This is a genomic window from Arthrobacter tecti, from assembly GCF_054511355.1.
This window is the reverse complement of sequence record NZ_JBTNCT010000002.1, coordinates 1-12545: the sequence shown is the minus strand read 5'-3', so window position 1 is coordinate 12545 and position 12545 is coordinate 1. Positions and strand designations below refer to the sequence as shown.

At 62.5% G+C, this 12545-nt stretch carries 12 protein-coding genes, 2 tRNA genes and 1 other RNA gene; 7 read left to right on the top strand and 8 right to left on the bottom strand.

Translation table 11 applies throughout. The features are described 5' to 3' along the window. Positions 1–28: 28 nt before the first annotated feature. Entirely contained in the window at positions 29–796 is a 768-nt protein-coding gene (locus ACX80C_RS02435) for a YaaA family protein (RefSeq protein ID WP_459324642.1), read from the bottom strand. A 79-nt stretch (positions 797–875) separates the two neighbouring features. Between ACX80C_RS02435 and rnpB the strand changes: the two genes are divergently transcribed. Next, positions 876–1257: RNase P RNA component class A (rnpB, locus tag ACX80C_RS02430), an RNA gene on the top strand. A gap of 130 nt (positions 1258–1387) precedes the next feature. Continuing rightward, on the top strand, positions 1388–2659 hold the full coding sequence (locus ACX80C_RS02425; RefSeq protein WP_459324641.1) for an MFS transporter: 1272 nt from the start codon (positions 1388–1390) through the stop codon (positions 2657–2659). On the opposite strand, the gene def is transcribed toward ACX80C_RS02425, so the two are convergent. The 5 genes from def to ACX80C_RS02400 all read right to left on the bottom strand — a co-directional run bounded on the left by def (position 2660) and on the right by ACX80C_RS02400 (position 5795). Next, positions 2660–3229 carry a peptide deformylase gene (gene def / locus ACX80C_RS02420; protein WP_459324640.1) on the bottom strand — a complete coding sequence of 190 codons (570 nt, stop codon included), beginning with the start codon at positions 3227–3229 and terminating at the stop codon, positions 2660–2662. Between the two features lie 27 nt (positions 3230–3256). Beyond that, entirely contained in the window at positions 3257–4411 is a 1155-nt protein-coding gene (locus ACX80C_RS02415) for an acyl-CoA dehydrogenase family protein (protein WP_459324639.1), read from the bottom strand. Between the two features lie 118 nt (positions 4412–4529). Then, positions 4530–4602, bottom strand: a tRNA-His gene (locus tag ACX80C_RS02410). A 149-nt stretch (positions 4603–4751) separates the two neighbouring features. Continuing rightward, positions 4752–5354: an oligoribonuclease gene (gene orn, locus ACX80C_RS02405; protein WP_459324638.1), complete on the bottom strand. Its 603-nt coding sequence runs from the start codon at positions 5352–5354 to the stop codon at positions 4752–4754. A gap of 36 nt (positions 5355–5390) precedes the next feature. Further along, on the bottom strand, positions 5391–5795 hold the full coding sequence (locus tag ACX80C_RS02400; RefSeq protein ID WP_459324637.1) for a hypothetical protein: 405 nt from the start codon (positions 5793–5795) through the stop codon (positions 5391–5393). A 310-nt stretch (positions 5796–6105) separates the two neighbouring features. On the opposite strand from ACX80C_RS02400, the gene mptB reads away from it, so the two are divergent. Beyond that, positions 6106–7650 (top strand): polyprenol phosphomannose-dependent alpha 1,6 mannosyltransferase MptB, encoded by a 1545-nt coding sequence (mptB, locus tag ACX80C_RS02395; protein WP_459324636.1) that lies wholly within the window; start codon positions 6106–6108, stop codon positions 7648–7650. Between the two features lie 52 nt (positions 7651–7702). Then, on the top strand, positions 7703–8110 hold the full coding sequence (locus ACX80C_RS02390; RefSeq protein WP_459324635.1) for a DUF3224 domain-containing protein: 408 nt from the start codon (positions 7703–7705) through the stop codon (positions 8108–8110). Between the two features lie 10 nt (positions 8111–8120). On the opposite strand, the gene ACX80C_RS02385 is transcribed toward ACX80C_RS02390, so the two are convergent. After that, positions 8121–8193 (bottom strand) — tRNA-Arg (locus ACX80C_RS02385). A 183-nt stretch (positions 8194–8376) separates the two neighbouring features. On the opposite strand from ACX80C_RS02385, the gene ACX80C_RS02380 reads away from it, so the two are divergent. From ACX80C_RS02380 to ettA, 3 genes are all read left to right on the top strand, one after another. Next, complete coding sequence (locus ACX80C_RS02380) at positions 8377–8934, top strand: single-stranded DNA-binding protein (protein WP_459324634.1); 558 nt, start codon at positions 8377–8379, stop codon at positions 8932–8934. A gap of 24 nt (positions 8935–8958) precedes the next feature. Beyond that, positions 8959–9480 carry a DUF6993 domain-containing protein gene (locus tag ACX80C_RS02375; protein WP_459324633.1) on the top strand — a complete coding sequence of 174 codons (522 nt, stop codon included), beginning with the start codon at positions 8959–8961 and terminating at the stop codon, positions 9478–9480. 65 nt (positions 9481–9545) lie between these two features. Then, entirely contained in the window at positions 9546–11228 is a 1683-nt protein-coding gene (gene ettA / locus ACX80C_RS02370; protein ID WP_459324632.1) for an energy-dependent translational throttle protein EttA, read from the top strand. 113 nt (positions 11229–11341) lie between these two features. On the opposite strand, the gene ACX80C_RS02365 is transcribed toward ettA, so the two are convergent. Continuing rightward, positions 11342–12298, bottom strand: a complete 957-nt coding sequence (locus tag ACX80C_RS02365) for an acyl-CoA thioesterase (RefSeq protein WP_459324631.1) — start codon at positions 12296–12298, stop codon at positions 11342–11344. Positions 12299–12545: the final 247 nt, after the last annotated feature.

Genomic DNA, 12545 nt, shown 5'->3' with positions numbered 1-12545 from the left:
ACCGCCGGTTCTGGCGGAGGTGCGGCTCTCAGCCCGCGGTGAGAACGATGTTGAGCTGGGCGGCCCTGCGGGTGCTTGCCGGTTCCAGTTCGCAGGTCCAGAGTTCACTCGCCGCCCGCAGGAGTTGCGCTGGAGTCTCAGGCTGTTTCCCGCGCCGGGTGAGCAGATGGCGGGCGAGCTCCCCACGGGTATGTTTTGCGAAGTGGGAGACCACTGTGCGCTTCCCGTTGCGCTCCTGCAGGACGTTCACTGCAACCGTTCGCTCAGTGCTCGGCGACCAGACCGCGGCGTAGCTGCTGGAACGGCAGTCCACTACAAGCGATTCCCCTGCACGGGCATCCAGCACGGATGCAAGGCGACTGCGCCAGAATGCCGTCAGCTTTCCAATCCCCGGTAGGTCCACTGACATCGAGAGCCGGTACGCCGGGATGGCATCCGCGAAGCCGATCGCCCCCCACAGCCCTGAAACAACGACGACGGCGGCCTCTGCCTTGCGCTTCTGTACGGCGGTCATGGTGCGGTAGCCAAGCGCGTCATACAGTACGCCGGTGTAGACGGAGTGGGCGGGCGCTGCCGGTGAAACCCGTAGCAGGAGGTTCCGGCGTACTTCATGGGCGAGCGAGGCTCCGACACCGAGAATTGCATGGGCATCTTCGTGGGCGCTGGTCTTCTCGAGAGCATCGAGGACTTCGGCACGCGCCTCCGCCAGCTCGGGAAAGGGCAGCCCGGCAAGGACAAGCGGATGGCCCTTCGCCGCAGCCGACTTTCCTTCAGAGGGCGGAAGCAGAATAAGCACCGGATCACTCTACCGGGAGCCTGCAGCGGTATCGCTAATGCGTGGGGACCCGGCATCGAACACGTAGAATCGATACGGATGGGTTGGCCAGGCGGCCGCGTGGGGAGTACCAGGTACTCCTCCCGAGGAACGTCCGGGCTCCACAGGGCAGGGTGGTGGGTAACGCCCACTCGGGGTAACCCGCAGGACAGTGCCACAGAGAACAGACCGCCCCGGCAGTCCGCTGCACGGGGTAAGGGTGAAAAGGTGGTGTAAGAGACCACCAGCGCGCCGGGTGACCGGCGCGGCTAGGTAAACCCCACCCGGAGCAAGGCCAGACAGGGCGCGCTCGAAGGCTGCCCGCCTGAGCGCCCGGGTAGGCCGCTGGAGGGCGTCGGCAACGGCGCTCGTAGATGGATGGCCGCCACTGCAGGCGTTCGACGCCGGCAGGACAGAACCCGGCGTATCGGCCAGCCCATCCCTCAAAGCCGTCCAGAGTCAGCACCGGCATACTGGCCGGTGATACTTGAATAGTCAAGAGTGTTTGGAACTATCCCTTGCGTTCGTCCACAGGCGACGTTCATCACCATTACGTTCCATTACGCTAGGGGGATGAGCGAGACGACTGCACCCAGCCAGTCGCTGGTGCGTCGCAACTCAAACTTCCGTGCCCTGTGGCTTTCTGCGACCGTCGGCGTGCTGGGTACAGCCGTCGCCTCGATAGCGTTACCCATCATCGCGGCAGTCGAGCTTGCGGCAAGCGACTTCGCCGTGGCTGCCCTGGCAGGGATGACCTTCCTGCCGTGGCTTCTTCTCGGCCTTCCTATCGGAGTATGGGTGGATCGTTGGCCCCGGAAGCCGGTCATTGTGTGGTCCCTTATTGCACGGATACTTTCTCTCGCGACGTTGCCGGTGGCTTACTGGTTCGGCATGCTCACGGTAGTGCAGCTCTTCGTGGTTGCTTTCGTGGCAGGGCTGTCCTCGGTATTCTTCAGCCTCGCGGACCAGGCGTTGGTGCAGCAGGCGCTCACGGGCGATGAGCTGGTGGAAGGGAACGGCATCATCACGGCGTCCGGTGCCTCCGCCGATGCGGCCGGACGGGGGATAGCTGGCTGGCTGACCGTGGTCCTCGGCGCATCGAACACCCTCCTTGTCCAGGTGGCCGCGTCGTTTGCGTCGCTGTTCGCCATTTCCTCCCTCCGGTTGAAGGAGGTGCGCCCCGAGCCCACACAGCGCCACATCTTCGCCGAAATGATGGATGGGCTCCGCTATACCTTCAGCACGGCACCGCTGCGCGCAATCCTCTTCAACGCGGCACTGTGGAACCTCGGTGGGAGCATGGTGGCTTCCCTCATGGTCCTGCTGGTGATTCGCGTGCTGAACGAATCAGAGATTTGGCTGGGACTGCTGATGGCGGCAACGTCCATCGGCGGGGCGGTTGGCGGTCTGAATGCGAAGAGGCTCACGGAATGGTTGGGCTCGGGGCCGGTGTGGCGATGGTCGATGGTGCCCGGCGTGCTGGGGTACGCATCCCTGCTGGTGATGACTCCAGGCCCCGGCATGATCATCGGACTGGTGGGCATGTTCGTCATGGGGGTTTCTGTGGCTTTGAACATCGTCGTCGGAACCAGTTTCCGGCAGCGGGTCTGTCCGCCCGCCATGATGGGCAGGCTTGGCGCCGCCACCCGCATGGTCAGTTGGGGGATGCTGGGCGTAGCGAGCATCGTCGGCGGAGTGCTGGCGGAGCTGCTGGGGATTACAAACGCAATCCTCGTTGGGGTGGTTCTGGCGACCGCTGCTCCGTTGGTAGCCCTGTTCGGCTCCCTCCGGTCCGTCAAGCGGCTCGAGGATCTACACCGCGAACCGGTGCCGAGTTCCCCCTGATCAGTGACCAAACGGGTCAGGATCGACGCCCGGCATCCAGGTCAGCCCCGGCTGGCCCCAAGCGTTCGTTTTTGATGTCTTCTTTGCCTTCCGCGCGAAGCGCGGGTTGAGGCGGTCCACGTAGAGCGTACCGTTCAGGTGGTCGAACTCGTGTTGCATACACCGGGCAAACCATCCCGTGGCCTCGAACTCGATGGGATCCCCGGCCCCGTCGAAACCATTGATCTTCACCCACTCCGCCCGTTTAAGCGGGAAAGACTCGCCGGGGAATGAGAGGCAGCCCTCGGACTCATCCTCGTCCGGTTCCGCACCGGAGATCTTCGACGTGACCAGCGTCGGGTTCACGAGCACGCCCCGCGGGGGCACGCCGTCGTCGTTGGCCATGCCGTAGACGAAGATGCGTAGCCCCACGCCGATCTGCGGCGCCGCGAGCCCAACACCATGTGCTTCGTCCATGGTTTCGTACATGTCGGCGATGAGGGTGCGGAGCGCATCATCGAAATGCTCGACGGCGGTGGCCCGGGTGTGCAACACGGGTTCGCCGGCGATTGTGATCGGATGGACTGCCATTGAAGTTTCCCTTACTCCGGAGCTGGATCAGCCGGCGATCGAGCGGCCGATGGTTTCGCGCATGATCTCGCTCGTACCGCCGAAAATGGATAGCAGCCGGACGGCGAGGAACGCCTGTGCAACGGGGTACTCCAGCACGTAGCCGTACCCACCGTGCAGCTGAAGGCAGCGGTCGGTGATTGTCTTCACCCGTTCGCTCGCCCACAGCTTGACGCGCGCCGCACCCGCCGGATCCAATCCACCTTCGTTGAAAGCGAGGATCGCCCGGTCGACGTACGTCTCCATGACTTCTACTTCTGTGAGGATGTCCGCGAGCTCAAAGCGGGTGTTCTGGAAGTCGATCACCCGTTCACCGAACGCGTTGCGCTCACTGGTGTAACGGACCGTGGCTTCGTAGATGGTTCTGGCCACTGCGGAGGAGGCAACAGCGATCGCCAGCCGCCCTTGGGGGAGTTGTTCAGTCACGTAGCGCAGACCGTGACCCAGCTCGCCCACCAGACCGGTACCCGGAACGCGGACGCCGTCAAAAAACAGTTCAGCGGTGTCCGAGGCTTTCAGACCCATCTTGTCGATCTGTTTCCCGGTCTCGTATCCCGGCCCCTTTCCGACCATGAACAGTGAGAAGGAATCGTGGTTGCCGCGGCCGGCGGAACCATCAGTACGTGCAAGTACGAAGGAGGCGTCAGCGCTGATTCCGTTCCCGATGAATGTCTTCTGTCCGCTGATCAGCCAGTCGTCGCCGTCGCGGACGGCCTTGGTGCGGATTCCGCGGAGGTCGCTTCCGGCTCCAGGCTCGGTCCAGGCAACCGAGGTGACCTTTTCACCCGTCACCATGCCGGGAAGCCATTCCTGCTTGAGTTCCTCGGATCCGTAGGCCAGCAGGTGGGGCAGAACCATGTCATCGTGCAGATGGAACGCCAAACCCGCAGCGAGGTGGTCGGCGCGGGCGAACTCTTCGTCCAGCACGGCGCGGAACCGGTAATCAGGCATTCCCGCACCGCCGTATTCCTCCGGTACTGCGAGCCCTAGTAGACCCTGCTCGCCTGCAGCGGTCCACATGCTGCGCGGCATCATGTGGTCGCGGTCCCACCCGGCATAGTGGGGGGCGATTTCGCGGGAGTTGAATTCCCGGGCTACCTCCCGGAAGAGCTCGTGGTCCTCTTCGAACAGGGTGCGTTTCATGCCGTCTTGATTCCCTTCTGATGACTCGCCGTTACCCACGGCGATGTCCTGGCTGAAGAAAGACCAATGGCCGCCCCGAGCATTCAGGACGGCCACCGAAGCCTACGGACCATTTCGGGGTGAGTAACGGGGTTTGAACCCGCGACCTCCTGGACCACAACCAGGCGCTCTGCCAACTGAGCTATACCCACCATGCGCCTCTAGACCCTCCGCAGCAGTTCGCATATACCTGGCTGGTACAGCACTGATGCTTTCTGGCCTGAACGAGGCAGCGCAGACAATTCTACACACATTTCGGCGACCCAATAATCGGGCCGTCCTCAACGTGCGGCGCTGTGGTTCAGGCCCGCAGCTCCTGCGCCGCAGCCTTGCTCGTTTCGGAGTCGGGGCCGGGGCTGGGAACAAACACGGTGCTGCGGTAGTACTGCAACTCGCGGATGGAATCCTTGATATCGCCGAGGGCCCGGTGGTTTCCACTCTTCTCAGGCGCCTGGAAGTAGGCGCGCGGGTACCAGCGGCGGGCAAGCTCCTTGATGGTTGAAACATCGATGACCCGGTAATGCAGGTGTTCGACGACGGCCGGCATGTCGCGGGCAAGGAAGACCCTGTCGGTGCCTACCGAGTTACCCCCGAGCTGCGCGCGCCGTGGCTCCGGTACCCACGCGGTGATGTACTCCAGTACACGCTCCTGGGCCTCCTCCATGCTGACGCCGTGGGGAAGCTCCTCGATAAGGCCGGAGGACGTGTGCATTGCCCGAACGAAATCACCCATGGACTCGATAGCTTCCGCGGGCGGTGCGATAACGACGTCGACTCCCTCACCGAGCACATTCAGCTCAGAGTCGGTCACGATCACCGCCACTTCAATGAGCGCGTCGGCAACGGGATCCAAACCCGTCATCTCGCAGTCAATCCAGACAATGTGTTCGTTTGATATGGGCACCCGTCAAATGTACCCGTTCCGTGAAAGCACGCTTCCTCAGCTTCGCGAATGGCTCCATTGCGGCAGGGCCGTTTCTTCATCGGCGGGTGGAGCCAAAGCGCCCTGGACCTTCGCCTCGACATAACGCTGGATAGGAAGCTGCCCGGTTTCCGGGGGACCGAACATGTCTATCCAGCGGCTGCCGGCACCCGCTGTGCGTTCGTCGTCGTCGTGAGTGTAGCCATCGAGCCGGTCGGGGTTCGCCGGCGGCGTTGGAACCGTGCGTGCGGGAGTGCTGGTCGCCTGCGCCGCAGAAGGTCCCGGGTTCTTCGAGAGTGTACTGCCTGATCCGGCCGACCTATGCGTCGAGGTGGACGCCAGCCACCAGACGAGCAGGAACCCGAGACCGAGCACCACAGTGGTCATTGCATTCGCGGTCACCGGCACGTCGAAGACTGCCATGCTGCACGCAGCGATCACGCACGCGAAAGCGCCCCAGAGTGGAAAGTCGGAAGGTGCGGCGTGTCCTGTCGAATGTTCCCGTGGCTCTGCCCGGTGGCGCCCCAATGCCATCAACCGCCTTCTGCGTTCGTAGGATCTGGAGCCAGTTTAGGGCCTGAAATGGTTCTGATCGCCGAAGACGGGGCGGCCAGCCTTATCAGGAAAGGTCGACAGCCGAGGAGGACGCCGGTGGTAAAATCAACCCACCTCGCCTGTGCGTTGTCCACGTTCCTTTCAACACGTTGCTCCCTCAGGATTCAGCTACTTGCCCATGCTCCACCGACGATCGGACCCACTGCACATGACCGCCGCCGTGCCCGCGCCAGTGGCAACACCCCATGTGGGCCGACCCAGGATTGCGATCATCCAGGGATTCGTCGGCTCAATGCTCATGCTCTTCGGGTCCTTCGGCGTCGGCTGGCTCTCGCTGGCCTCCCGTGAACTACGTCAGCTGGAGCCGATCATCTGGCTTCGATTCGAACCGGCAGGAGCAGTGCTATCCGTCGTCCTGCTGGCCTTGGGGGGAATGCTGCTGGTCCGCTCGTGGCTCCGCCTCGGGCAACGGCTGGCCGGGTGGGGACCCGAGAGCAGGCCGGTCATCCTCAAGGCGACTCTGGCCTGGGGTGCGCCGATGTGCTTCGCCCTCCCGCTCTTCAGCAGGGACGTGTTCGCCTACATCGCCCAAGGCCAGGTGATGGTGGCGGGGCTGAACCCCTATGAGGACGGCTACTCACAGATCTCAAACTACTTACAGATCGGCGCAGACGATCTCTGGGCGCAAAGCCCAACGCCATACGGGCCGATTTTCCTCTGGTTCGAAGAGCTGGTGGTGCGCGCAACGGGCGGACAGCCTGATTTTTCGATCCTGTTGTTCCGTCTCCTGGCGTTGATCGGCGTGGTGCTCTGCATCTACTACGTACCCCGGCTCGCCGAATTGCACGGAATCAATCCCAACCGCGCGCTGTGGCTCACCGTCGCGAACCCACTCTTCCTGACCAACTTCATCGCGAGCGTCCACAACGATTCGCTCATGCTCGGACTCGCCCTCGCAGGTCTGTACGCAGCTGCCCGGGGACGTCACATCACCGGCATCCTCCTCATCACCCTCTCCATCGGCATCAAGCCGATCACCCTGATCGTCCTGCCTTTCATCGGCTTGATGTGGGCCGGACGCGGAGCCAGTTGGCCCAGGAAGTTCCTCTACTGGGGAATGACCGCGGGGCTTTCGCTGGGCATTTTAGGGCTGCTGGGCTGGATCAACGGATTCGGTTTCGGGTGGATTGGAGCACTCAGCACGCCAGGAAGCGTGTGGATCTGGTACGCACCCGTCGGATTCCTCGGGATGGTTTTCGCCCTGACCGGAGACGCCCTGGGATTCGACGGCTGGTCCTGGGCGGACGTCGTCCACAAGGTGGGCACCGTCGCGTCCCTGATTCTTGTTGCGTGGTTCATCTTCACGGGTGACCACTCCAGACTGGTGCGGCGGCTCGCACTGGCCCTGGCCGCCGTCGTACTACTGGCCCCGATGATCCAGGCCTGGTACGTCGTCTGGCTCATTCCGCTGTTCGCGGTGACCGGAATTCGTGATGACTGGCAGGTGAAGGTGCTGTACTTCGTGGTGTCTTTCTTCATGATCTACGCAATCTCTGATCAGTTGGACATTTTCCCGTATATCGAGCTCAGCCTCCATACGGCGCGGCAAATCGCGGCGGCAGTTGGAGTGGCGTTCGCGTCCTACCTGGTTTTCCTGGACCCGCGAACAAAGACGCTGTTCCGGGGTGCGCCGCAGGCTGCCGAGCTCAGCGTGAGCCGTTGACCAGCGTCAGTGCCAACATGCGAACGCTGGCGGATGCAGCAATACTGGGGGGATGAGTGAAGCGCAGGAGCAGGTCGTCCGGGGATCATTCGACATCTCGGGATGGGAACCACAGCCGTACACCGTTGATGGCGCAGACAGCGAACTGAGCCGGGTCAGTGCCATCAAGGAGTTCGTCGGAGACATCGAAGGCGTCTCGGTCGCCGAGCTACTGATGGCGGGCAACAGCCGCGGCGCGGGGTATGTGGCCTCCGAGGTGTTCACCGGCACCATCCTTGGCAGGCAGGGGAGCGTGATAATCCAGCACTGGGGGCTGGCCGAGGGCACCGCTGCAGCAAGCTCAGGCCACATCATTCCGGGATCCGGAACGGGTGAGCTGGAAGAGATAGCGGGAAAGGCAGAGTACTCGCAGGACCTGTCAGGACAACACCATCTTGAGCTGCGTGTGACCTTCGCCTGAGTAGAATCGGTGCCCCCGGCGCGACTCGAACGCGCAACCTACGGATTAGAAGGCCGTTGCTCTATCCATTGAGCTACGGGGGCGGGCGCGGATATCAACCCGCACAAGTTTATCGGCTTTTAGTCTGCTTCATCTCCTCCACAGAGGCCAAATTCCGCTGAAGTTGCCCACATAGCTCCCTTGCACGCTTTCGTGGCCCTCCGCCCCGCTGAGACTTGAGGAGTCGGCACCGCAGTGCCGGTCACCGAACTCTGGAGGGATGAAGAATGAGCAATTATGTGACAATCCGTGGATTCGTGGGGACCGAACCCAAATGCTCCGTAGCGAGCAGCGGGCTGCCGATCACCAAGTTCAGGTTGGGCAGCACCAACCGGTTCCTGGACAAGAAGACGAACACCTGGACCGACGGCGAGACCAATTGGTATTCCATCTCCCTGTTCCGGCAGCTTGCGACCAATGCCGGCGTCAGCCTGCAGAAAGGAGACCCCATCATCGTCTCCGGACGGCTGCGGATCCGTCCGTGGGTCAATGAGGAAGGCAAGAGCGGCACCACCGTTGAGATTGATGCGGATTCGGCCGGACACGACCTCGTTTTCGGTACAGCCAGCTTCCGGCGCTCCAGCGCCGAGAGGATTGACGCCGGCGCCCAGTCGGCCGACGAATCCTTGCCGGCCGACTTCAACTATGCAACTGGCGAACTCCCATCCGGTTCTGACTACGGAGCTTCCGGTGCGCCTGAGGAAGGCAGTGCAGTGGACGGAGAAGCAGAGAAGGAACCGGCGTCCGGCGAGAACCAGTTGGCGAAGGCTTCCGTGCCGTTCTAGACCCGCGCATGACAGAATGGCTGTATGCGGGGATCTCACACATCGGGCACTGTGGAACTGGTGAGCCGGCGTGCAGAGGCCGGTGCACGGGTGCGGCTGGTTATCTTCTGTGTTGGCATGGCAGTTGCTCTCGGTGGGTGCGGGGCTCCGGCTGTGGGCAACGAGCTGACGCCGGGGGAGGATGCTCAGACTGGTCAAAGCCCCTCGCCCGCCGAGGGGGTTCCGCAGCCCGAGCAGGAAGAATCATCCGGTGCAGCCGCTGCGTTCGCTTCGGAGGTCGGGGAAACGCTCGCCGCACTGGCGGCCGAGCTTCCGGAGCCGGGCAGGGAAGCGGTGCGTGAGGCATTCATCACTGCCGGTGCCGAGGAAGGGTCGGTAGAGGTCTCCCTGGACACCACGCCCACCGGGCTTGAGGTCGACGCGATCACCGGCGCGGTGGCTGTCGAGAGCGTCTGCGTGTTTGGGCACGTCCGTGATGGTCAAGTGTCAGTGACCCAGCTTCCGGTGCTGGCCGGCGGCGATTGTTTCGTCGGCGATCAACGGTAAGTTTCGTCCTGTTCTGCGTCCTTCGCCGAATATGCCCTGAGGATTGCAAGCACTAGCCTTGTCCTATGGCGGAATTTATCTACACAATGACCAAGGCCCGAAAGGCCGTTGGCGACAAGGTGATCCTCGACGACGTAAGCATGTCCTTCTATCCTGGCGCGAAGATCGGTGTGGTCGGTCCCAATGGTGCCGGTAAATCCACCATCCTGAAGATCATGGCGGGCCTGGACAACCCATCCAACGGGGAAGCCCGGCTCAGCCCCGGCTATACGGTCGGGATTCTCCTGCAGGAGCCGCCGCTCAACGAGGACAAAACTGTACTCGGGAACGTGCAGGAGGGTGTCGGCGAGATCTACGGCAAAATACAGCGCTTCAACGAGATCTCCGAGGAGATGGCGAACCCGGATGCGGACTATGACTCGCTGCTGGATGAGATGGGCAAGCTGCAGGAGGCCATTGACAACGCTGACGCATGGGACCTTGATTCCCAGCTCGAGCAGGCGATGGACGCCCTTCGCTGCCCGCCGCCGGACGCCGATGTTTCGATCCTCTCCGGTGGAGAGCGGCGCAGGGTTGCGCTTTGCAAGCTGCTCCTGCAGAAACCGGACCTCCTTCTGCTTGACGAGCCCACCAACCACCTGGACGCCGAGAGCGTGCTTTGGCTTGAGCAGCACCTCTCGAAGTACCCCGGTGCCGTCCTTGCCGTGACCCACGACCGCTACTTCCTCGACCACGTTGCCGAATGGATCGCCGAGGTAGATCGCGGACACCTCTACCCGTATGAGGGCAACTACTCAACATACCTTGAGAAGAAGCGTGCGCGTCTCGAGGTTCAGGGCAAGAAGGACCAGAAGCTTTCCAAGCGGCTCACCGAGGAACTCGAGTGGGTGCGCTCGAACGCCAAGGGCCGCCAGACCAAGTCCAAGGCCCGCCTCGCGCGTTATGAGGAGATGGCCTCCGAAGCTGAGCGCACCAGGAAGCTTGACTTCGAAGAGATTCAGATCCCGCCGGGCCCCCGCCTAGGCAGCCAGGTGATCGAAGCGCACGGTCTCCGCAAGGGCTATGACGACCGCATCCTGATCGATGATCTGTCCTTCTCGCTGCCCCGTAACGGCATAGTTGGGGTCATCGGCCCGAACGGCGTCGGAAAGACCACGCTCTTCAAGACGATCGTCGGACTCGAACCGCTTGACGGTGGGGAACTCAAGGTCGGTGAGTCCGTCAAGATCTCCTACGTCGACCAGTCGCGCGGAGGGATTGATCCGAACAAGTCGCTGTGGGAAGTGGTTTCCGACGGCCTCGACTACATACAGGTCGGCCAGGTCGAGATGCCTTCGCGTGCCTATGTGTCCGCGTTCGGGTTCAAAGGTCCAGACCAGCAGAAGAAGGCAGGAGTTCTCTCCGGCGGAGAGCGTAACCGGCTGAACCTAGCGTTGACCCTGAAACAGGGCGGCAATCTGTTGCTCCTCGATGAGCCCACCAACGACCTCGACGTCGAAACGTTGTCCAGCCTCGAGAACGCGTTGCTCGAGTTCCCGGGCTGTGCCGTTGTTGTCTCCCACGATCGTTGGTTCCTGGACCGGGTGGCCACCCACATCCTCTCGTACGAGGGAACGGATGAAGACCCGGATAACTGGTACTGGTTCGAGGGCAACTTCGAAGCCTATGAAGAGAACAAGGTTGAGCGGCTTGGAGCGGATGCCGCGAAACCCCACAGGGTGACGCACCGCCGTCTCACGCGCGACTAGTCCGGCACCACGCGAACCACACCCAATACGACCGAAGGAGCATGCGCTGTCCTGCGCATGCTCCTTCGCGATTGAACCCCCGGGCCGTTCAGTTGGACCCCAAGGCCGTTCGCTCAGGCTTTCCAGCGGCGCATCTTTTGATCCATCAGCTTCTTCTGGACAGCGCCCTTTACCCGGTTTCCGACGTCGGACGGAACCCGCACCATGCCCTCCTGGGCGACGGTGGCCACGAGTTCTCCACCGCGATTGTAGATTTTCCCTGTCGCCAGGCCGCGGGCTCCGGACGCGCTGGGCGAGGCCTGCACATACAGTAGCCACTCATCAACCTTGACCGGACGATGCCACCACATTGCGTGGTCCAGGCTGGCCACGCTCATCCCAGGGTGGATCCAGGTCAGGTCGTGTGGACGGAGGATGGATTCCAGCAGCGTGTAGTCGCTTGCATAGGCCAGTGCTGCCTGATGAACGCTCGGATCCTCCGGCATCGGGCCGAAAGTCTTCATCCACACGGCATTGACCGGCTCCTTTGCCCCTGTGTTCTCAACGTAGAGCGGTGAATCGATGTGGCGGATGTCGAATGGCCGGTCATACGCCCACGCCTTCGCTACCGGGTGATCGAACCTGCCGAGCAGGTCAGCCGTTGAGGGCAGGGACTCCGGTTCGGGGAGATTGCCCGGCATGGGCTCCTGATGAGTGACGCCGTCGTCGGGTTGCTGGAAGGAGGCGATCATGGACAGTATTGGTACGCCGTTCTGGTAGGCGTGAACCCGGCGGGCCGAAAATGATCGCCCGTCGCGGAGGCGTTGAACCCCGAACGTGATCGGGAGGGCCGCATCTCCTGCCCTGAGGAAGTATCCGTGCATGGAATGTACGGATCTCACCGTGTCGACCGTTCGGATCGCCGCAACGAGTGCCTGTGCCAACACCTGGCCGCCAAAGATCCTCTTGCCGGGCTGCCGCACGGGGGGCGCCACGAAGATCTCCTCGTCCGTCTGGGCACCTGCTGCGCTGTCGAGGTTGAGCAGGCTCACGAGGGCGGCAGTGGGATCCTGCGCGGGCTCAGCTGACATTGTGGTGGGTAGCTCCTTGCACGGGGGCAGTTGTTCTGACTGGCCGCAGGTCACCGATCGATGAGGTAAAGGGCCACAACCGACAATAGACTGCGCACTCCGCCGCCTCAACCGGGACGCGGTGTGCGATCGTACGCTAGTGTCCTGCGCCGGTAGTTCGTTGCATTAGTCGTGATAGGGATTCCAGGATCTCATCGGCGGTCTTGGTCCACACGTAGGGTTGCGGGTCCTCGTTCCAGGCTTTCAC

Excerpts from the sequence above, each read along its gene's own strand:
- ACX80C_RS02415 (WP_459324639.1), bottom strand. The coding sequence starts at position 4,411 with ATGAAACGCACCCTGTTCGAAGAGGACCACGAGCTCTTCCGGGAGGTA.
- ACX80C_RS02375 (WP_459324633.1), top strand. The coding sequence starts at position 8,959 with ATGCGGGGATCTCACACATCGGGCACTGTGGAACTGGTGAGCCGGCGT.
- ettA (WP_459324632.1), top strand. The coding sequence starts at position 9,546 with ATGGCGGAATTTATCTACACAATGACCAAGGCCCGAAAGGCCGTTGGC.
- mptB (WP_459324636.1), top strand. The coding sequence starts at position 6,106 with ATGCTCCACCGACGATCGGACCCACTGCACATGACCGCCGCCGTGCCC.
- ACX80C_RS02380 (WP_459324634.1), top strand. The coding sequence starts at position 8,377 with ATGAGCAATTATGTGACAATCCGTGGATTCGTGGGGACCGAACCCAAA.
- ACX80C_RS02365 (WP_459324631.1), bottom strand. The coding sequence starts at position 12,298 with ATGTCAGCTGAGCCCGCGCAGGATCCCACTGCCGCCCTCGTGAGCCTG.
- def (WP_459324640.1), bottom strand. The coding sequence starts at position 3,229 with ATGGCAGTCCATCCGATCACAATCGCCGGCGAACCCGTGTTGCACACC.
- ACX80C_RS02425 (WP_459324641.1), top strand. The coding sequence starts at position 1,388 with ATGAGCGAGACGACTGCACCCAGCCAGTCGCTGGTGCGTCGCAACTCA.
- ACX80C_RS02400 (WP_459324637.1), bottom strand. The coding sequence starts at position 5,795 with ATGGCAGTCTTCGACGTGCCGGTGACCGCGAATGCAATGACCACTGTG.
- ACX80C_RS02390 (WP_459324635.1), top strand. The coding sequence starts at position 7,703 with ATGAGTGAAGCGCAGGAGCAGGTCGTCCGGGGATCATTCGACATCTCG.